A 21,152-nucleotide genomic window follows, 5' to 3' on the forward strand; every position below is an offset into this window, starting at 1 on the left:
GTCTATTTTTTTGAGGGTGCAAATATAGAATAACATTTACTAATAAACAATTAATTACCCCCAAGATTCAATATTAACCTCCGAAATGTGCCATTAATACTGATGTTCCCCATTGATTTTTTTTCTACCTTTGGTTCAACGACCTTAATTTATTCGTTTATGTTTCAAAAATGGAAATATTTAGCAGCTTTATTGCTGTTAATGAATGGTTTAACCCTCTCTTTTGCACAGCAACCGTATGATTATGGCTTTAGTCGTGCATTTAACATTTCAGTAGCAGATAGTCAGGGCAATTATTTTCAAATGCCATGGGTGGGAGGGCTTAACTCTGTCCAGTTTTCAGATATTGACCTTAATGCCGACGGAGTACACGACCTGTTTATTTTCGATAAATCAGGCGACCGTGTCCTTACATTTATTAATAACGGCACTCCGGGAACTGTTGATTATCAGTATGATTATATATATCAGAAGTGTTTTCCAAAAATGGAATCTTGGGCACAGCTTAAAGATTATAATTGCGATGGGAAAGAGGATATTTTCACGTATACTTCTGCCGGAATCAAAGTCTTTAAAAACGTTTCTGGTGTGAAACCTGCATTTCAGCTGGCAACAAATATGATACTTTCCGCTATGGGAATGGGAACATCCAATATTCTGGTTACAAACGACGATTTCCCGGCTATTGAAGATATTGATGGTGATGGTGACCTCGATATTCTTGTGTTTTTTGGTCTGGGCAATTTTATTGAGCTGCATAAAAACCTTTCCATGGAACTTTACGGAACATGCGATTCGCTTGTGTTTGAACGTACAGATCATTGCTGGGGCGATTTTGCCGAAAGCTCCTCATCCAATCACATTTTTCTTAATGTAACCTGCCCGTGGAAATGCTCGGAATTTGTGAAAGCAACCAGCCGGGATGATAAACAAATCGAACACGTTGGCTCCACAATGCTTGCGCTTGACCTTGACGGAGATACAGATAAAGACCTTATTCTGGGCGATGTTGATTTCAATAATCTTACAGCAATTATAAACGGAGGAACACCCGATTCGGCTCACATGGTCGCCGCCGATTCTACCTTCCCATCTTACAATATTCCTGTGAGCCTTACCTCGTTTAATGTTGCAACGTATGTTGATATAAATAACGATGCAAAGAAAGATTTGTTGGTATCGCCCTTTTATTCCAACCTGATCATGCCTGATGGATATGAAAGCGTTTGGTTATACAAAAATACCGGAAGCGCTTCGGCACCGCATTTTGAATTCGAACAAAAAGATTTTTTACAACAGCAAATGATTGATGTTGGCAGTGGCGCCTATCCTGTCTTTTTTGATGCAAACGCCGACGGACTCACCGACCTGCTGATTTCTAACTATGGATACCTCGACTCCAGCTGGATGGACAATGGTTATCTCAACAGCCGCTTCAGATCAAAGATTTCGTATTATCAGAATACCGGTTCACAATCAGTGCCTTCATTCAAACTGATTACACGCGATTATGCAAACCTGTCATCACTCAATCTGGTTGCATTGTTTCCCGCCTTTGGTGATATTGACGGCGACCATGATTTAGATATGATACTGGGCGATTCGAAAGGGAAGCTCCTCTATTTTGAAAATACCGCCGGTATTGGAAATCCAGCGGTTTTTAGTTTGGCTTCGGCCGATTATCAGGGCATAGATGTCGGTGATTATGCTGCGCCAAATCTGGTTGACATTGATGGAGATTCCTTGGTCGATTTAGTGATTGGCAAAAGAAACGGATTAATCAGCTATTATAAAAATACGGGAACGCCCACAAATGCAGTGTTTACAAAAATAACCGATAGCCTTGGAGGAGTAAATGTAACTGATTACAACTATTCCTACACCGGTTACAGCACACCCTGTTTTTACAGAGATACCAGCGGTTATCTGAAATTATTTGTCGGCTCTGAAAGCGGAAATATATTTTATTATAAAAACATTGAAGCAAACCTTGGAGGCAAATTCACGGCAATTGATTCCATTCTCGTTTATACCGATGAAGATACCATCACTTCATACATCAAAGATGGTATTCGAAGCAGTGTTGCTGTGGCTGATTTAAATAATGACGGTTTTCCTGACCTGATAACCGGAAATTTTTCAGGCGGTGTTACGTATTATGCAGGGCGCACCTCTGAGCCATACAGTTTTGTCGATAACGAACCACCATCGGGTGCAAATATTTTTACGCTCTTTCCAAATCCTGCATCAAACAGGGTGTCTATTGCAATTGAAGATCAATTTCGAAATTTGAATTTCCGCTTTGTAATCACAAATTTATTAGGACAGACCGTGACTCAGAAATGCGCCTCCGGTAGCGGGAAATTTGATTTTGATACGCACACATTTCCTGAAGGAATTTATATCCTTTCAGCTTTTTGCGGGAACAGAATTTTAAATGCGAAAAAATTCGTGATTATCCGTTAGAACAAAAGAAAAGTAAATAACAAAATGTGAGAATAATGTTCATTTTTCATTTCTCACTTCTCTCATCACCAGCCGACTTTTCCTGTAATCCAATATGGCCTGCGATTTCAGTAAGATATCTGAACCAAGTGCGCCATCAACGGGAGGCATATTCATAGAATGGTAACCAATATTTACATGACTCATATCCACTACCGCTGTCTCATAATCGGGGCATTCAAACGAACCGATTTTCAGCAAATCAATTTTTAGCAGTCGTGTTTCCATATGGTTACTTCCCAAACCGGTTGCGGGTCTGCCGTATTCAACAAACTGCGCTTCTTCTTCTTTCATGAACCGGCTGATACGCTTACTGTCGAGCACCGTGCGCGACGCGCCGGTGTCAACCACGAACACAGCCGGAATACCGTTGATGAGCACGTCAACAAAAACATGCAGTCCATCTTCATCAATAGTTACGATACGAAGCGGTACTTTATGCCGCATGTTGTCAGAAGTTTGGTTTGATAGCGTATTTCTTATAGAAATCCTCAATGTGTTTTACAACTTCTTCTGCAGTATCAGCCAAAATAAGAAGGTCGAGGTCAATCGGGTTAATGTGTTTTGCGTTCACCACCTGTTCTTTGATCCAGGTGAGCAAACCTTCCCAGTATTCACGAACAACAAGAATTATCGGGAAATTAACCATTTTTTGAGTCTGGATAAGGGTGAGGGCTTCAAAAAGTTCATCAAGGGTGCCGAAACCGCCCGGCATAACAATAAATCCTTGTGAATATTTAATAAACATTACTTTTCTTACAAAAAAGTAATTGAATGTAAGGAATTTATCAGGGTCGATAAACGCATTCTGATGCTGTTCGAACGGAAGTTCAATATTCAGACCTACCGATTTGCCGCCGCTGAAATGCGCGCCTTTATTGGCCGCTTCCATAATACCCGGACCGCCGCCGGTGATAACACCAAAACCTGATTTAGTCAGCTTGTATCCTATTTCTTCGGCGAGTTTATAATACGGATGTGAGGGTGCTGTACGTGCAGAGCCAAATACTGTAACACACGGTCCTATTTTGGCGAGTTTCTCAAAACCTTCAACAAACTCTGCCATTACTTTAAAAATCTGCCATGCGTCAGAAGTTTTTATCTCGTTCCATGCTTTCTGTTTGAAAGCTTCACGAATGCTTTCTTCTTTGTTTTCAATTTTATCGTCATCGAGGTAGTTCATAGAGCTTTTGATTTTTTAATTTTTGAAAAAGACCACGAAAATAACTATTAATTCTGTAACAATGTTTCTTTGAGATATTTTGAGGTGTAGCTTTCTGTATTCATGGCAACATCTTCGGGTGTTCCTTCACAAACGAGTCTGCCACCACGTTCGCCGCCTTCCGGACCAAGGTCGATGATGTAATCAGCCACTTTAATAACATCCAGATTGTGTTCAATAACAATCACGCTGTTTCCTTTATCCACCAGTTTATTCAGCACATTCAACAACACTCTGATATCCTCAAAATGAAGTCCCGTTGTTGGTTCATCCAGAATATACAACGTTTTGCCGGTGTCTTTTTTCGATAATTCTGTTGCCAGTTTCACGCGCTGCGCTTCACCGCCCGACAATGTTGTTGACTGCTGTCCTAACTTGATATAGCCAAGACCCACATCTTTCAGAGTTTTTATTTTTTGAGTTATCGCGGGGATGGTGTCAAAAAAGTCAACCGCCTGATCAATGTTCATATTCAAAATATCATTGATTGATTTCCCTTTGTATTTTATCTCTAAGGTTTCGCGGTTATAACGTTTACCGTTGCAGGTTTCGCAGGGAACGTAAACATCGGGCAGAAAATTCATTTCTATCAGTCGTAATCCGGCGCCACCGCAGGTTTCGCATCTTCCGCCTTTGACGTTAAACGAAAAGCGGCCGGGTTTGTATCCGCGGATTTTTGATTCGGGCAGCATTACCATTAATTTCCGGATTTCATCCATCACACCGGTATAGGTAGCCGGGTTAGAGCGGGGCGTGCGGCCAATGGGCGACTGGTTTATTTCAATAACTTTATCAATGTATTTGAGTCCTTCAATTTCTTTGTATGCAAGCGCTTTTGCTTCTGAACGGTAGAAATGACGGCTCAGCATCGGATAAAGTGTCTGATTTATCAGCGATGATTTTCCGCTTCCCGAAACGCCTGTAATGCAGACCATTTTTCCAAGAGGAATAGAAACATCGATGTTTTTAAGGTTATGCCCGCCGGCGCCTATAATACGAAGATATTTTCCGCTGCCGGCACGACGGTGTTCCGGAATCTGAATTTTCTTTTTCCCGTTAAGGTATAATGACGTAATGGTGCATTCTTTCAGAATTTCATCGGGGGTTCCGCTTGCCATGATACGTCCGCCGTTTATGCCGCCACCGGGGCCAACATCCACAATATAGTCTGCATTCAAAATCATTTCGCGATCGTGTTCTACCACAATTACAGTGTTACCGATGTCGCGTAATTCTTTCAATGATTTAATCAGCCTTTGATTGTCGCGCTGATGCAATCCAATACTGGGTTCATCAAGAATATACATCACATTTACCAGCTGCGAACTAATCTGGGTTGCCAGCCTGATACGCTGTGCTTCGCCTCCCGATAAGCTTCCTGCCGGTCGGTTCAGCACCAGATAATCAAGGCCCACATCGAGTAAAAACCGAATGCGTATCTGAATTTCGCGAATAATCTCGTGCGAAATTTTCTTTTTGCGTTCATCAAATTCCAGATACGCTTTTTCGAACCATTCCTGCAAACGGTAGAGGTCTGTATTGGCCAGTTCGGCAATGGAGTGTCCGTCTATCCTGAAAAATAATGATTCTTTTTTTAAGCGTGTGCCCTTGCATTCGGGGCAGGCAACCCGGTTCATAAAACTCCCGGCCCAGCGTTTCACGCCGGTTGTAGGTGCTTCGTTATTTTGATTTTCAATAAAATTTACAATGCCCTCGAAGCTCAATCCATACCCTGATGTAATTCCGACATACTCATTTTTTACGTTGAGAACTTCGTCGGAGCCATACAGCACGGCGTTTACAGCTTCTTCTGAAAACGTGCCGATAGGAGTGTTCAGGTCGAATCCATATTTTTTACCGATAGCTTCCATCTGGTGAAATATCCAACTGCTTTTATAAGGACCGATTGGAGCAAGCCCGCCTTCGCGAATGGATTTTTCGGGATTCGGAATTATTTTTTTGATATCCACTTCTGATATCTGGCCCAGGCCGCTGCAATGCGGACAGGCGCCATAGGGTGAATTGAACGAAAACGTGTTGGGTTCGGGCTCATCATAGGCAATGCCCGAAGTTGGGCACATCAGCAACCTGCTGAAATGCCTGACTTCATTGGTTTTATCATCCATCACCATCAGTGAGCTGCGTCCGTTCTTCAGTGCCGTTTGCACTGATTGTGTGAGCCGTTGACGCGAGTCGGCATTGATGGTAATGCGGTCTATCACTACTTCTATGTCATGAATTTTATAACGGTCAACCTGAAGCCCGTATATCAGGTCGCGGATAAAGCCGTCAATTCTGACTTTCAGAAAACCCTGTTTACGTATCTGCTCAAACAGCTCGCGATAATGCCCTTTTCGACCCTTTACTTTTGGTGCTAAAATTACGATAGCGCCGCCATGGTATTTTTCCATGATGAGGTCAATGATGGCATTTTCAGTATAGCGAACCATTTTTTCGCCTGTTTCATAGGAGTAGGCATCGGCAACCCGTGCATACAATAGCCGCATGAAATCATAGATTTCGGTAATTGTACCTACGGTACTGCGTGGGTTCTTGTTGGTCGATTTTTGCTCAATGGAAATAACCGGACTCAGACCGGTGATGCGCTCCACATCAGGCCGTTCAAGGTTTCCTATGAATTGCCGTGCGTAATTCGAAAATGTTTCAAGGTAGCGACGCTGCCCTTCGGCATAAATGGTGTCAAATGCGAGTGATGATTTTCCGCTGCCACTCATACCGGTTATTACAACCAGTTTATTTCGCGGCATTACCACATCAACGTGCTGGAGATTGTGAACGGATGCTCCATAAACGCAGAGGTTTTCATCGGCAGTAATGGCGACCGGTATTTCTATTATTTCCTCGGCAGGTTCTTTGGTTTTAGCAGGTTTCATTCGTCAGCACTAGTGATTCGCGTGTGTGGATTATCGTATCTGGTCTATTTTAAGTGTGTCGTTAAATAAGGTGTTATCGCAGGAATTTTCTTTTGTGAGCTGTTCCCACGACGTATACCCTTCTTTAGGAAATTTAACGTCGTATTTTTTCCGATTTTTATTAATAAGAGAATTTTTTAATATCCATGGATTCATTTCTTTAAGTACGCGGTAATTCGAATTATTTTTAATTGCAAATGCAGCCCAGTTCTCTACAGTCGAATCAACTGTAACGATGTTTGCAGGAATTTGAGGATAGAAATCGCATTTGCGCAAGTAAAATCCGTATTTAACGGGATTTTGAAAAATTGCTTTTACGGCCAGTATCCGGTACACATAACGGATGGTTTCTTTATTAAGGTAAAGGTCATAATACGTGGTAGCCTGCTGTGCAGCCATTGCATCATCAACTGCTTTCATGCCCATATTATAGGAGGCCGCTGCGAGTGTCCAGTTCTTATATTTTCCGTAAGCAGTTTTTAAATATTTGCATGCGGCAGCAGTGGATTTTTCGACCGAATAACGTTCATCAACTTCGGCGTTGACCTCCAATCCATAACTTTCGGCTGTAGACTTCATCAGCTGCCAGAAACCCGAGGCGCCTGCCGGTGAAGCGGTATTTTCAAATCCACTTTCGATAAGGGCAATGTATTTAGCGTCGTCCGGAATCCCATTGGTTTTAAGTATAGGTTCAATCACCGGAAACCACCTGAAAGCACGCTTAAACATGAGTAAGGTGTTAGAATGCCAATAAGTGTTTACCAGCAATTCGCGGTCGAGACTTTCGCGCACATAAAACTTATCGACCGGAACTTTTTCGCCTGAAAAATCTAATGACCGGGGTATTTCAACCGTAAAAATCTTATAGAAGCGGGAAGTGGCATCGCGGTATTCCTGATTGGGATCAGTATCGTTTTTTGTTCTGTTCGCGGTACATAGCACGAGAATCGAAGCTGCAACAACCAGTATCATTCCCGTAAGGAAGAGCGTTGTTTTTTTCATAGAAGCAATAGCGATTAATGCTGATTTTTGGAAGCAATGGTAAAGAGCGTAATAAAAAGTGCAATGAAGTACAATCCAAAGAGCAGGGAATACCAGTGATTCCAACCGGGAATCATCAGAATTACTGTCGTAAGTACCAAATTGATAAGAGAAATGCCTGCAAATACTAAAGCTACTTGTCGGTCGGATAGTCCGAGGTAAGATAGATGATGTGTGGTATGGTCTTTTCCACCGACAAATGGCGAGGAACCTCTGCGTATCCGTTTAATCGAAACTGTAATTGTATCGATGATTGGAAGTGATAAGAGAATGATTGCCGCCATTGCTTGCCGCGAATGAAAAGTGAGGTGGCTTGCTTCCTGGAAGTTCCAAAGGTAAATGATACTTGCAGCGCCGATAATCAAACCCAGAAACTGACTTCCGGTGTCGCCCATGTACATCTTGGCCGGATTCCAGTTAAAGAAAAGGAACCCTATCATGGATGCTATCATTCCAACTAACAGTATGTTCGCCGGAGTATTCAGTTGCGGAAAAATAAAGGCATTAATAAGGATTGCCAGAAAAATGAACATCGACACAATGGATGTAATTCCGTCCATGTTATCGAGCATATTCACCGAGTTCATTAAGCCAATCACCCATATCATGGTTAGCACATAATCAGCAGGCCAGAAATTAAAAAGATGTATGCTTGTTCCGGTGGCGATAAGAATAACACCGCAGGTTATTTGTGCAAATAGTTTAATAGGGACTTTGGTATTATAGGCATCATCAAAAAGCCCCATAAGAAAGGCAAGGCTTGCAGCGGCAATAATTCCTAACGAGCGAATGTTCAGGAAAAAATTATTCTGTTTAAAAAAGAATGAAAGGGCAAGAATGGAAATCAGAAATAAAATGTAGAAAGAGATGCCGCCTACGGCAGGTTTGGTTTGAGAGCTCCATCGTACCAGATTTTCATTATTGCTTCTGGTTCCAAGATTCCGTGAGAACTTTAGCAATAAACCATTAATCATGATGGAAAAAAGTAAGCTCCCAACAAAGAATGAAAAATAGGCGATTAGCTGATATAGCGAAGAATTGTACACAGTTGCAAATTTTATTTCGGGCGGCAAATATAAGCAAAATGCTGCACTCAGGCAAGTTCAAGGTACTTTTTTAGGCTTGAGGCGTTTAAATCCCTGTCAGAAAGCACAGGATTTGTTATTCCCCAGTGGATGCCAATATCGGGGTCATTCCACATTATAATACCTTCAGCTGCTTTATTATACGCGCTGGTACATTTATATGAAAAAACTGTATTATTTTCAAGAGTAAGGAAACCGTGGGCAAATCCGGGCGGAAGCCAGAGCATGTGGTTATTATCGGCAGTTAGTTCTGCGCCTACCCATGCACCAAAAGTGGGAGAGTTTTTACGAATATCTACGGCTACATCAAACACCGCGCCTCTGATAACCCGTACTAGTTTTCCCTGAGCATATGGGGGATTTTGGAAATGCAGACCCCGAAGAACATCTTTCTGTGAGCAGGACTGATTGTCCTGTATAAATTCAAAATCAATGCCGATGCCCGTAAATTTATCCTTATTATAGGATTCGAAAAAATATCCCCGGCTATCACGAAATACATCAGGTTCCAGAATGAATACTTCAGGAATTTTGGTCGGAATTTTTTTCATTTTCTTCTGCTGCGTCTTCTTCTTCGTTTACCTTTATTTTTGAAAAGCCCACCTATTTTCTGAAAGATAGATCGCTTGCGCTCTTCAACCATATCTTCGTCATAGTATCCGTATCCATAGATATAACCGTATCCGTAACCATATTTGTAATTGTTTTTATAGCCATATTTGGTTTCGGGAGGTTCGACTGAATTAAGGATAAGGGATATCTTAGTAATTTTGGTTTCCTCAACAAGACGATCGAGGTTTTGAACATAAAAACGTTTGGAATAATCTGCCTTAAATACATATATTGGGAAGTCTGCAATCTGAAGGCTTTTCATGCCATCGGTTACCAATCCAACCGGTGGATTATCAATAATAATAAAGTCATATTTTAACTTCAGCTCTGCCATCACTTTATCGGTAATATCGCTAAAAATAAGCTCAGAGGGATTGGGTGGTACCGGTCCGGCAGTAATAAAATCGAGATTTGGTACATTGCTTTTATAAATGCAGTCTTCAATTGTGTCGCGTTGTGCAAGAATTGTACTCATACCTTTTACATTGGGGGCTCCTAGTCCGATATGGATTTTTGGGCGGCGAAGGTCAAGGTCAATTACAATAACTCTTTTATTTGAGAAAGCGATAACACCGGCAAGGTTAATTGCGAAAAAGGTCTTTCCTTCACCGGAGACTGTTGAGGTTATGGCAATAATTTTTGAGCCGGGCAGGTTGTTGAAAAATTGCAGATTAGTACGGATGGACCTGAGCGACTCGGCAATAAGCGATTTTGGATGTTTGTCGACAATGAGCTGTGAAACCGGAATCACGCTTTTATATTTTGGAACAATTCCAAGCACAGGAGTATCGGTATATTTCGTGATATCATTTACAGTGACTATCTCATTAAAGAGCACATATTTCAGGATAATAATACCAATTCCCAGCAGTAATGCGGCAATAAGGCAAACAATGTAAACTTTTTTCTTGTTGGGCGAGACCGGAACTGCGTTCACTTCCGACTTTTTTAAAATTTCATTTTGTGAAACAAAGCCGGCTTTATTAATGGAATATTCAACCTTTTTTTCAATCAGCTGATTATAGAATTTCTCGTTAATTGTAAACATTCGCTGTAAACTGCTAAGTTCAACAGCATCATAACCATCTTCTTTCCGAACCAGTTTCTTTTCATAATCCTCTATCATTTTATTGATATTGGATTTTCGATTTACATTGTTGGCTTTGAGCGTGCTGATACTTTCAAGCAGGAGCTTTTTCTGAATAGAAATCTGATAATCAATGTTCTTTATTTGTCCACTTTGTTCGGTAACGTCATACAAAAGTTGTTCCCGTTTTACAAGTAAGTCGCGCAATGAAATCAATGTTCCGCTTATGGTTCCTTTGAAATCATATCCAGAAGTAAGTGCAATCAGTTTATAAATGTCAATATTGGGATTTTCTCTGAGACTTTTTGCAATTTCATCTAGGCTGCTTGCTTCAAGTTCTATATTTACCAGCTCATTTTCGTAATCATTCAGGCGAGTATAGAGTGTGGGCAGTGGCCTGGAAACAGAGGAGTCAAGTTTGTACCGGCTTTTAAAATCTTGCAGGCGCTCTTCTGAACGGAGCAATGAATCATAGACATATCCAAGTCTGCTATCAATAAAGCTAAGTATACTATTTGAGCTTTCTGCTTTCTTCTCGATGTCATAATTTCGAAACTCCTGAGTAATGGTATTAACAATGTCAGTTGCTTTAAAGGGGTTCCGGTCCTGATATTTTACTTCAATTGTCTGTGCCGCATCGTTCATAACAGAAACAACCAGATTGGAACTAATCTCATTTACGATCTGCTCGGGCTTATTAATCACGAAAAAGTATTCGTCGGTAAGCAGGTTGGAATTTCCGTACAATTTTGCGTAATCGATGGTTTGCAAGGTGAAATCAAACTCGGGCGTGCTTACTTTATCTTTTATGGAGAAATCCTGTTCCCTTCTTGTTTTATCGGGCAGGGTGTATCCAATGGATGCTTTATCACCATCATAAAATCGAATAAATACCGAGACTCCGTATATGGTTTGATTTTTTACGAGTGCATTAATCCTATAAGGAGTTCCATTATATTGTTCATAATCTAAAATGGTTCCTTTGGTGAAGTAGCCAATATCAAGGGGGAGTTTGGACGTTACTCTTTGCAAAAACGTAAACGACCGCATCACTTCTATCTTCCTTGGCAGTTCGCTTTCGCTTCCCATATCCTGAACTCCAAGAATTTTATTGGCTTCCTCATTCGTCTGTATCTGAATAATGGAATTTGATTCATAAACGGGATGCGTGTATCTTAAATACAAAACAGCCCCGATAATGGCAATTATGATGAAGATAATTGGAAAATAGATATTCTTCCTGGCGATGAAGAGCAGAAGCTTCAGGTCAAGTTCATCGTTAATTATCGATATTTTTTTATTTGCCATTTATTTTAATACGCTGTAAACCAATAATGCGGCAGTTAATAAAGAAAGGTATGGAGCAAGTATTGCAACAATTTTTTCCGGAATTCGCGCTCTGGGTTCTACATAAATAATATCGTTGGCTTGTAATACCATATTTGCCTTTCTCATCCCTTCAATTGTTGAAAGGTCGATAATGTATAATTGTGGATTTTTCAAATCGCCACGTATCAATTTTACTTTATATGCTCTCCCTTCGTGCACACCACCGGCCATTGCTAATGCTTCTAAGAGCGTGGTGTTAGGGTTTTCAAGTTTTATTACCATTGCATTACTTCCTGTACCACCAGAGAACACAGTTACCCTTTTGTTTGTTACAGTAATCCTTACAAAGCACTTTTGATTATAGTCAGAGTATCTTTTTTCAAGAGATTCTTCGGCCTCACGCACAGTCATTCCGGTAATATTTATCCGGCCCAACACAGGGAGTTTAACCAAACTGTCATTATCTATATAAGTAACAATACCGCTATAAGTGTTTGTAAATTTAACAACAGGGTCAATCATTTCTTCTCCAAGGTTATTGGAGACTGTAATTGTAAGTTCGTCGTTTGGGGCCAGCCTGTATTCATTAACTATACCGGAGTCAGTGAATTGAGAAACAGGGTATTTACCCGTTCTGAACATTTGAGAGGGGTTAAAAACCTTGCATGATGATATCAATAGTATGAAAGGTACTATAATGAATAGAAAGCGCCTCATTGAACTTGATTTACCGACAAAAGTACTAAAAATATACATTATGTTAGGTACTATTTCTTTGAAAGACATTCGTTGTACAGTGCCGCCATGTCAGAAACGAGGCGTGTATAGTGAAACCGTTGTTTTACATGTTCCCAGCCGCTCACAGATAACTCTTTCCTGAGTCCTTCGTTTTCAACCAACATGAGAATATTATCTCCAAGTTGCTGAATGTTTCCGGGATCTGAAAGAAGCGCTGTTTTGCCTGGAATTACAATATTTTCAATTCCACCTACATTGGTTGACACAATGGCTCTGTTTGAAGCCTGTGCTTCTATAAGACTCACAGGTGTTCCTTCGTTCAGTGAAGTAAGTGCAATGATATCCATTCCGGCATTTACACGGTCAACATCTTTCAGCCATGATGTAAATGTAATTGTTGCCTTCCTTTTTTCGGCTGTAAAATCAACAAAATCGAGGTTCAGCTGTTGCGCTTTTTGCTCCACTACAGACCTTGATTCTCCGTCGCCAACAATGAATATCCGAACCTTTTTTGTTGAATGCCTTACCAAATAATCTATTCCGTCGAGGAACAACGTATGGTTTTTAACCGGAACTACGCGTCCAATGATTCCGATTGCAACCTCATCATCATCCAGTAAGTATTCTTTTCGGAATGCTGTTCTCTTTTCTTCCTGATTTTCCTGAAAACGACTCAGGTCGAATCCCAATGGAATGATTCTTACCTTTTCTTCAGGGCAGATATGATATTTGTTTACTAAATCGTCTTTTTGTATTTCGCTCAGAGCGATGATATGGGTACTCTTACTTGCCAGATTTCGTTCAATCATCTGGTAAAAACTAGATTTGGGACCATTAAAATACGCATCAAACACATGTCCGTGAAAGGTATGTATAATGACCGGCACTTTTAAATTATAAGCAGCCCTACGACCCAACGCTCCTGCTTTAGATGCGTGCGTATGGACGATATCGGGCTTGAAATCCTTTATATATCGGGCGATTTCGCGCCCTGCAATATAATCATACCATGGATTAATCGAGCGGTGCATTGAATCAATGTATATTGGTTCAAGGCCGAGGCTGCGGACAATAAATTCCGAGTTCGCCTCTGATTTTTCGCGACGTCCGCCAACCAATAGTGTCTCAAACTGAGGCGCAAGATATTTGGTCAGATAGGAGGCGTTGTAAGTGGGACCACCCAGGTTAAAACGGTTAATTATCCTGAGAACCTTTGGCATTTAGCAGGATTTAATTAGTAATGTTGCGGGTTTCAGCTCATGTACTTTTTCCACCAATATTGGAATACCAATAATCCCCATATTTGTGCATGCGCATCGCCCGGGTTTTGTGAGTGTAAACGAGATTTGATTTTTTTTGTTTCGGTAATATCGAAAATCTTTTGATCTTGAATAAAATCATCATTCAAAAGGTCTTGCTCAATCATGCTGCTAAGCCCACCCCTGAACCATTTCAGCAACGGAACCTCGAACCCATGTTTGGGTCGGTTATATATCTCTTGTGGCAATAATTCGCGGAAGGCATCCTGTAAGATTTTCTTACGCTGAGTCCCCTGAATTTTATATGATGATGGAAGACCGGCAACATAATTGACGTGCTCAAAATCCAGAAAAGGCGTTCTGACTTCGAGGGAGTTCGCCATAGACATTAAGTCAACTTTAGTGAGCATATCATTCTGAAGTACTAAATGCATGTCGGTATGCAGCACCGAATTCATGTTTTTACCTTCAATAATATTCTCAAGAATTTTTCCTTTTCTCGATTGCAGAGTTGTAGTATCATGTAAATTTTTTAACAAGAGGGGTGAATCATCGTCGGGTAAGAATCCGGCCCAGCGCCAGTACCGGCTTTTTGCATCCATATTCAAACCCGAGGCAAATTTATCAAGTTGTCTGGCCCTGTTAGAGAAAGCAGAATTTCTGGATTTAGGAAGGGTTTTCCACAATGGGCCTAAAGCACCAATGAGTTTTGCCGCGTTACCGGCATTCCGAACGCGCCATTCACCGCTGTGTTTCATATAGCCACCGTAGAGTTCGTCGGCGCCATCACCGCTCAGCGCAACGGTTACATGTTTGCGTGTATGCATGCTCAAAATATTGACCGCGATGGCAGATGAATCGGCAAAAGGTTCGTCAATATAGTCGAGTACGCCATGAAGCACCCCAAACATATCATCGGTAGTAAGTGAAAATGCCGTATGATTCGTGTTGTACATTTTTGCCACCATTTCCGCATAACGCGTTTCATCAAAAAATGGTTCATCGCGAAAGCCGATAGAAAATGTATTTAAATTTTTAGTGTGCCGTGATGCAAGAGCAACAATTACAGACGAGTCCACGCCGCCGCTTAGAAAAGCGCCCAAAGGAACGTCAGAGATGAGCCTTCTTTGTACTGACGCATCAAGCAGTTCAACAATTTTCTTCTGAGCCGTTTCATAGGAGTCACAAGGTCTGCTTTCTCGCTCATCGTAAAAAGGTATGCTGTAAAATTCTTTTTCTGCAACAGTTCCGTCTTTAACTATAAGATAAGAACCCGGTCTGAGTTTGCGTACGCCTTCAAATATGGATTGTGGCGCGGGTATATAATTTAAATGCAAATATGCCTGAACCGAAGCCATATCCATTTTGCGTGGAATGCCCGTTGCGATTAGCGCTTTCATTTCCGAGGCAAAAATTATTTTATCGGAATCTGAATATATCAGAAGTGGCTTGACACCCATGCGGTCGCGGGCAATAAAAAGTGAACCGTCGTTCCTGTCATATATAGCAAACGCAAAAAAGCCGTTTATTTTTTGAAGACAGGCCGCGCCTTCGCGAATGTAAAGATAAAGAAGAACTTCTGTATCGCTGGTTGATCGAAGCTTGATGCCACTTTGCAGCAGCTGTTCGCGGTGTTCCTGAAAATTAAAAAATTCGCCGTTGAAAACGATGGTGTATCTTCCCGTACTGTCAGAAAACGGTTGTGAGGCTGCTTCAGAGACATCAATGATGCTTAGTCTGTTGTGGCCAAGCGCCACATTGCCATGATGCATGATGCCATTCTGGTCTGGACCTCGCAAATGCATTGATTTCACCGCAGCATCAATCCTGCCAAGGAAATCTTTACCCTTTTCATTAAATGCTGCAATACCTGATATTCCGCACACGTGGCTGTTGTTTTATAAATGAATAACTTCATCATAGGCTGCTGCTGCTGCTTCCATGATGGCCTCTGATAATGTCGGATGCGGATGTACCGCATTGATGATTTCATGTGCAGTGGTTTCGAGTTTTCGTGCAAGCACCAGTTCAGCAATCATCTCGGTAACGTTTTCACCGATGAGGTGAGCGCCCAACAGCTCTCCGTATTTTGCATCAAAAATGAGTTTTACAAAGCCATCGCGGGCGCCTGAAGCGCTGGCTTTTCCGGATGCTGTGAAAGGAAACTTCCCGACTTTTATCTCGATACCCGCGTCCTTCGCTGCTTTTTCTGTCATGCCCACTGAAGCAATTTCGGGAACTGTATAGGTACATCCCGGAATGTTATTATAATCCATGGATTCCGGCTCTTTGCCGGCAATTTTTTCGACACAGATAATGCCTTCGTGCGATGCTACATGTGCCAGTGCCGGACCATGGACAATATCACCAATAGCATAATACCCGTCGATATTGGTGCGATAAAAATCGTCAACGGCAACCTTGCCTTTTTCAACGGCTATGCCGGTTTCTTCAAGACCAATGTTTTCAATATTTGTTGAAATACCAACAGCCGAAAGCACTATTTCGCTTTCAATTATTATCTCACCTTTTGGTGTTTTAACGGTTACCTTGCACTGTTCGCCCGAAGTGTCAACCGCTTCAACGGATGAAGATGTATGAATTTTCATTCCGATTTTTTTGAAGGAGCGCTCCAGTTGTTTTGAAACGTCTTCGTCTTCAATGGGGACTATATTTGGCAACACTTCTATCAGAGTGACTTCGGTTCCCATTGATCTATAGAAATAAGCAAATTCAGAACCTATGGCACCCGAACCGACAACGACCATTGATTTTGGCATTGCCGGCAATGTCATGGCCTGTCGGTAGCCGATTATTTTTTTACCGTCAATTTTCAGATGCGGCAATTCGCGTGATCTGGCGCCGGTGGCAAGTATGATGTGTTTTGTTGAATAATCGGTGATTGTACCGTTCTCATCAGTAACTTCAACAATTTTGCCGGGTTTTATTTTTGCGGAACCTTTGATAATTTCAATTTTATTTTTTTTGAAAAGGTATTGTATTCCTTTGCTCATGCCGTCGGCAACGGCTCTGCTGCGCTGGACGATAGCTGTGAAATCAGGTGTTATGCTTCCGTTGAGTGTAATTCCGTAATCGGAAAGGTGTTTTGTATAATTGAAAACCTGTGCGCTTTTAAGAAGTGCTTTTGTGGGAATGCATCCCCAGTTAAGGCAAATACCGCCTGTTTCGGCACGTTCAACAACTGCAACGCTCAGGCCAAGCTGTGAGGCGCGGATAGCAGCAACATAACCGCCCGGACCGCTTCCAATAACAATAATATCGTAATTCATTTTCCTGTGTATTTATAATCGCCACTCGCTCTCAAAAAAATATTTTGATAAGGGCTGTTAAGAAAGCAAAGGTAAAAAAAATGGGTGAACGCCACTGCTTAGTATTTCAACACAAAATCCTGTTTGGATAAATCAGCGCTAAAAAACACAATTCCAAGATGAAAAAGATCGATAGTTACCTTAACGGCGGAATCTTTTTTTATTTCATCCCAGGCTTCCTCCATTCCTGCCGACCAGTGAATATCTCCAAAAACAAAAATCGCATTTTCACTTGCGGCATCGCGGCATTTGCAGAAATATGAAATGGTCGCTTCTTTGGTGTGATTGCCATCAAAATACACGAGATTGATTTTGTTACGGCATAAATTTATGGCCTGTTCAAGTGTGTCATCAATATTCCCGACAATTACTGTAATATCCAAATCAGATAGTCTGAAATTTTCTGCAGCCACGGCTGCTGTGTTCGGGCAGCCTTCGATAGTAATAAGTTTACTCTGCTGATTTCCAGATTTAAGATGCGCACTCCCGATGCCGACAGAAGTCCCCAGTTCTATTATACTTTCCGGTTTTCTCCATTGAGTAATACGGAAAAGTAGTGCCCCATCTTTTTTGTTGCACGCGTACTTTCGTGCGATATCTCTTACTTTGCGCTGTTGTCCTTTTAATTCGCGTCCGCCGGTGCCATAGTCCGTAACTTCAATAATGCGCTCATCAGACAACATTCTTAGCCGAGCATCCTCACCGTTTTTATAACCCTTATATTTTGTTTCGTCAGATACAACCCGGGTGTAAAAATCATAAATAAATGGTGAGTGAATATCAAATTTGTCCGATGCGGTAAGCCGGTATTTGATATATTTCGAAAGTATTGACAGCCTGTGGCTGAAAGCAATCATCAAGGTCGGTTTAAATCGTTTACTCTGATTAAATTTTGAACAAATGTATAGGTTTTTAATGTCAAATGACTAATTTCGCTGACCTGAAATTACCTTATATATTAATGACTATGAAACTAGTTAAAGATTTTTCAAAGATGAACAATCTGCTTGGTTGGATTGTTTTTCTCGTAGCATCCACCGTTTACCTGCTCACGATAGAGCCAACGGCAAGCTGGTGGGATTGTGGGGAGTATGTTTCCACTGCATTTAAACTTGAAGTTGGTCACCCTCCCGGTGCACCGTTCTTTCAGATGCTTGGCAGGGTATTCTCACTGTTTGCATTCGGCAATACCGCCAATGTTGCGATGATGGTTAACATTATGTCTGCACTGATGAGTGGTTTCAGTATCTTATTTCTGTTCTGGACCATCACGGCACTTGCAAAAAAAATGTTCACCAAAACCAAGGAAATGTCGCTTCCCGAAGCATACATCGTACTTGGCGCGGGATTGGTCGGAGCGCTGGCCTGTACATTTACCGATTCATTCTGGTTTTCGGCAGTTGAAGGTGAGGTGTACGCTACATCAGCCTTTTTCACAGCCATTGTTTTCTGGCTGATGCTGAAGTGGGAGGTCGCGGCCGACGAAAAGTATTCGAATCGTTACATCGTGTTGATTGCATTTTTAATGGGACTCGCCATTGGTGTTCACTTGCTGAACCTGCTTACGATTCCCGCTCTTACCTTCATTTATTATTTCAGAAAAGTAAAGCAGTCGAGACGCAATTTTGTGTACGCACTTATTGCCTGCCTTGCGATACTGGGTTTCATTCAGGTCGGCATCATTCCCTGGACGGTAAAAATGGCAGGATATTTTGAGCTGTTCTTCATCAACACCGTTGGTATGCCTTTCAACTCGGGCACAATCATCTTCTTTGTATTTCTTATTGCTATCATCGTAGGCGGTTTATTTTTCTCAAAGAAATATTCAAAGACATTTCTGCATACAGCAATATTATGTTTCACGTTTATCCTTATCGGCTATTCTTCTTTTGTGGCGCTCGTTATCAGGGCGAACGCAAATACTCCGATTAATGAAAACTCTCCTGAAGATGCCATCAGCCTGCTGAATTATTTGAATCGTGATCAATACGGCGACTGGCCTGTTTTATACGGTCAGTATTTTAATGCCAAAGTAATAGATTCAAAAGAAGTTGGTTATAATTATATCCGCGGCGATAAAAAATATGTTCGCACCAACGCGAAAATAAAATACGTATACGATCCCAATAACTGTGGTCTTTTCCCGCGTATGTGGAGCGATCAGGATAAACATGTCAAGGGATATACCGCGTGGACGGGTGTTAAGCCCAATCGTCCTCCGACCTTTGGTGAAAACCTCGAGTTCTTTTTCGGGTACCAGCTCGGAAGTCAGTACTGGCGTTATTTTATGTGGAACTTTGTCGGAAGGCAGAACGATTTTCAGGGATTCACGCTTGATGAAAAAGGAAATCGTGATGTTATGAATGGCAACTGGCTCAGTGGGATTCCTTTTATAGATTCACGTCTGGGAAACCAGGATAAACTTCCGGAAAAACTGACCAGTAACAAAGCAAGAAATACCTTGTATTTCCTTCCATTCCTGCTTGGTCTTGTGGGTTTGTTCTATCAATGGAAAAAAGATAAAAAGGATGCCTGGGTGGTTTCCTTATTCTTCCTGCTGACAGGCATGGCTATTATCGTTTATCTCAATCCGGTTCCTTATCAGCCGCGTGAGCGCGATTATGCCTATGCCGGATCGTTCTATGCATTCTGCATTTGGATTGGCTTTGGCGTTGTGGGCTTATGGAAGCTGCTCAGTAAAAAAGTTCCGCAGATGCTTTCCGTGTTTATCGTTACACTGGCTTGTCTTATTCTGGTGCCGGGTATCATGGCCAAAGAAGAATGGAATGATCACGACCGCTCCGGAAAATATGCCTGTCGTGATTTTGCAATGGACTACCTGATGTCGTGTTCGCCGAATTCAATTCTTATTACAAACGGCGACAATGATACCTTCCCGCTTTGGTATGCTCAGGAAGTTGAAGACTTCCGCACCGACGTAAGGGTTGTGAATTTTACACTGGCATCGGGCGATTGGTACATACATCAATTGTTCAATAATATTTACAAATCGAAGCCACTGCCGTTTACAATTCCTTCTGATAAATACACCAATGGCACCAACGATTTTGTACCTTATTATGATAACGGGTTCAAAGGAAGCATGAGCATTCAGCAGCTGATAAAATTCATCAACAGCGGTCGTGAAGATTCAAGGGTGAAATTGCAGGATGGTAAAAATGTAGCTTTTTTCCCGACCAAAACCTTCTACATCCCGGTTGATTCGGCCAAGGTGGTAAGCAGTGGTCTTGTTCCGCGTGAAATGGCAGATCAGGTAGTGAAGTTTATCCCTGTCACGATTAAGAAAAATACACTTTATAAAAATGACCTGATGCTGCTCGATTTTCTGGCAAGCAACGACTGGAGCCGTCCTGTTTACTTTGCAAGCCCTTCGAGCGTAAAAGATTTTCTTGATATAGAAGATTACTGCTACATGGAAGGCTGCGTGTATAAATTTATCCCGGTGAAGGCAGATGCCAAACGCAGTAACGGTATTCTCACGAAACGTTCGTATGATGTGATGATGAACGAATTTAAATTCGGAAATCTGAACGACCCGCATGTGTATGTTGATAAAGAAAGCTTCGGCATGGCGCAGTTCCTGCGTAATAACTATGCACGTTTAGGTCAGGCGTTGCTTATAGAAGGTCAGAAAACCAAAGCCATCAAAGCGCTTGATAAAGGTATCGAAGCCTTCCCCGACAGAGCGGTTGCTTACGATATGTATATGATTGGCTACGGCGAAATGTACTATCAGTTGGGCGAATTTGCCAAGGGCAATGAAATGATGGGCCGCATTGCCGATATCTATCAGAACAATCTGGAATATTATTTCAGTCTGGATCCCGAACGTGCCAAAGCGCTTCAGGAAGAAACAGAACAGGGTGTTCAGGTGCTGCAGGCTGTATGGAGCATTACCGAAAAATACAAGCAGGCCGACCTTCATAAAAAAGTGGAGGCTATGCTTAGTCAGTATATTCAGATACCACAAGGACAACCTGCAAACTAGTTT

Annotated in this window: 14 protein-coding genes; 2 read left to right on the top strand and 12 right to left on the bottom strand. The window is 41.7% G+C overall.

What is annotated here, in order from left to right; translation table 11 throughout:
• Positions 1–201: 201 nt before the first annotated feature.
• Positions 202–2,466, top strand: coding sequence for a T9SS type A sorting domain-containing protein (locus tag WCM76_00775; GenBank protein ID MEI6764139.1), 2,265 nt, complete (start codon positions 202–204; stop codon positions 2,464–2,466).
• 39 nt (positions 2,467–2,505) lie between these two features.
• On the opposite strand, the gene WCM76_00780 is transcribed toward WCM76_00775, so the two are convergent.
• From WCM76_00780 to WCM76_00835, 12 genes are all read right to left on the bottom strand, one after another.
• Entirely contained in the window at positions 2,506–2,952 is a 447-nt protein-coding gene (locus tag WCM76_00780; GenBank protein MEI6764140.1) for a retropepsin-like aspartic protease, read from the bottom strand.
• A gap of 4 nt (positions 2,953–2,956) precedes the next feature.
• Positions 2,957–3,688: a TIGR00730 family Rossman fold protein gene (locus tag WCM76_00785; GenBank protein MEI6764141.1), complete on the bottom strand. Its 732-nt coding sequence runs from the start codon at positions 3,686–3,688 to the stop codon at positions 2,957–2,959.
• 47 nt (positions 3,689–3,735) lie between these two features.
• Positions 3,736–6,621 (bottom strand): excinuclease ABC subunit UvrA, encoded by a 2,886-nt coding sequence (gene uvrA / locus WCM76_00790; GenBank protein ID MEI6764142.1) that lies wholly within the window; start codon positions 6,619–6,621, stop codon positions 3,736–3,738.
• A 30-nt stretch (positions 6,622–6,651) separates the two neighbouring features.
• Positions 6,652–7,662 (bottom strand): lytic transglycosylase domain-containing protein, encoded by a 1,011-nt coding sequence (locus WCM76_00795; GenBank protein MEI6764143.1) that lies wholly within the window; start codon positions 7,660–7,662, stop codon positions 6,652–6,654.
• A gap of 14 nt (positions 7,663–7,676) precedes the next feature.
• On the bottom strand, positions 7,677–8,675 hold the full coding sequence (locus WCM76_00800) for an MraY family glycosyltransferase (protein MEI6764144.1): 999 nt from the start codon (positions 8,673–8,675) through the stop codon (positions 7,677–7,679).
• Positions 8,676–8,794: 119 nt separating this feature from the next.
• On the bottom strand, positions 8,795–9,337 hold the full coding sequence (rfbC, locus tag WCM76_00805) for a dTDP-4-dehydrorhamnose 3,5-epimerase (GenBank protein MEI6764145.1): 543 nt from the start codon (positions 9,335–9,337) through the stop codon (positions 8,795–8,797).
• Entirely contained in the window at positions 9,334–11,793 is a 2,460-nt protein-coding gene (locus WCM76_00810) for a polysaccharide biosynthesis tyrosine autokinase (GenBank protein ID MEI6764146.1), read from the bottom strand. Before WCM76_00810 ends, rfbC begins: the two co-directional genes overlap by 4 nt.
• Entirely contained in the window at positions 11,794–12,456 is a 663-nt protein-coding gene (locus WCM76_00815) for a polysaccharide biosynthesis/export family protein (protein MEI6764147.1), read from the bottom strand.
• 125 nt (positions 12,457–12,581) lie between these two features.
• Complete coding sequence (locus tag WCM76_00820) at positions 12,582–13,772, bottom strand: glycosyltransferase (GenBank protein MEI6764148.1); 1,191 nt, start codon at positions 13,770–13,772, stop codon at positions 12,582–12,584.
• A 32-nt stretch (positions 13,773–13,804) separates the two neighbouring features.
• The gene (gene asnB, locus WCM76_00825) at positions 13,805–15,697 is read right to left on the bottom strand and encodes an asparagine synthase (glutamine-hydrolyzing) (protein MEI6764149.1); all 1,893 of its coding nucleotides are present in this window, start codon (positions 15,695–15,697) and stop codon (positions 13,805–13,807) included.
• 12 nt (positions 15,698–15,709) lie between these two features.
• Complete coding sequence (gene lpdA / locus WCM76_00830) at positions 15,710–17,101, bottom strand: dihydrolipoyl dehydrogenase (GenBank protein MEI6764150.1); 1,392 nt, start codon at positions 17,099–17,101, stop codon at positions 15,710–15,712.
• A 98-nt stretch (positions 17,102–17,199) separates the two neighbouring features.
• Complete coding sequence (locus WCM76_00835) at positions 17,200–17,997, bottom strand: class I SAM-dependent methyltransferase (GenBank protein ID MEI6764151.1); 798 nt, start codon at positions 17,995–17,997, stop codon at positions 17,200–17,202.
• Positions 17,998–18,107: 110 nt separating this feature from the next.
• Here WCM76_00835 and WCM76_00840 point away from each other — a divergent pair, with 110 nt between their 5' ends.
• Entirely contained in the window at positions 18,108–21,149 is a 3,042-nt protein-coding gene (locus tag WCM76_00840) for a DUF2723 domain-containing protein (GenBank protein ID MEI6764152.1), read from the top strand.
• The last annotated feature ends 3 nt before the right edge of the window (positions 21,150–21,152 follow it).

The organism is Bacteroidota bacterium (assembly GCA_037133915.1).
Lineage (GTDB): Bacteria > Bacteroidota > Bacteroidia > Bacteroidales > CAIWKO01 > JBAXND01.

Coding starts and splice junctions, on each gene's coding strand:
- WCM76_00775 (MEI6764139.1), top strand. CDS start 202: ATGAATGGTTTAACCCTCTCTTTTGCACAGCAACCGTATGATTATGGC.
- WCM76_00800 (MEI6764144.1), bottom strand. CDS start 8,675: ATGATTAATGGTTTATTGCTAAAGTTCTCACGGAATCTTGGAACCAGA.
- lpdA (MEI6764150.1), bottom strand. CDS start 17,101: ATGAATTACGATATTATTGTTATTGGAAGCGGTCCGGGCGGTTATGTT.
- uvrA (MEI6764142.1), bottom strand. CDS start 6,621: ATGAAACCTGCTAAAACCAAAGAACCTGCCGAGGAAATAATAGAAATA.
- WCM76_00810 (MEI6764146.1), bottom strand. CDS start 11,793: ATGGCAAATAAAAAAATATCGATAATTAACGATGAACTTGACCTGAAG.
- rfbC (MEI6764145.1), bottom strand. CDS start 9,337: ATGAAAAAAATTCCGACCAAAATTCCTGAAGTATTCATTCTGGAACCT.
- WCM76_00795 (MEI6764143.1), bottom strand. CDS start 7,662: ATGAAAAAAACAACGCTCTTCCTTACGGGAATGATACTGGTTGTTGCA.
- WCM76_00835 (MEI6764151.1), bottom strand. CDS start 17,997: ATGATTGCTTTCAGCCACAGGCTGTCAATACTTTCGAAATATATCAAA.
- WCM76_00840 (MEI6764152.1), top strand. CDS start 18,108: ATGAAACTAGTTAAAGATTTTTCAAAGATGAACAATCTGCTTGGTTGG.
- WCM76_00780 (MEI6764140.1), bottom strand. CDS start 2,952: ATGCGGCATAAAGTACCGCTTCGTATCGTAACTATTGATGAAGATGGA.
- WCM76_00785 (MEI6764141.1), bottom strand. CDS start 3,688: ATGAACTACCTCGATGACGATAAAATTGAAAACAAAGAAGAAAGCATT.
- WCM76_00820 (MEI6764148.1), bottom strand. CDS start 13,772: ATGCCAAAGGTTCTCAGGATAATTAACCGTTTTAACCTGGGTGGTCCC.
- WCM76_00815 (MEI6764147.1), bottom strand. CDS start 12,456: ATGTTCAGAACGGGTAAATACCCTGTTTCTCAATTCACTGACTCCGGT.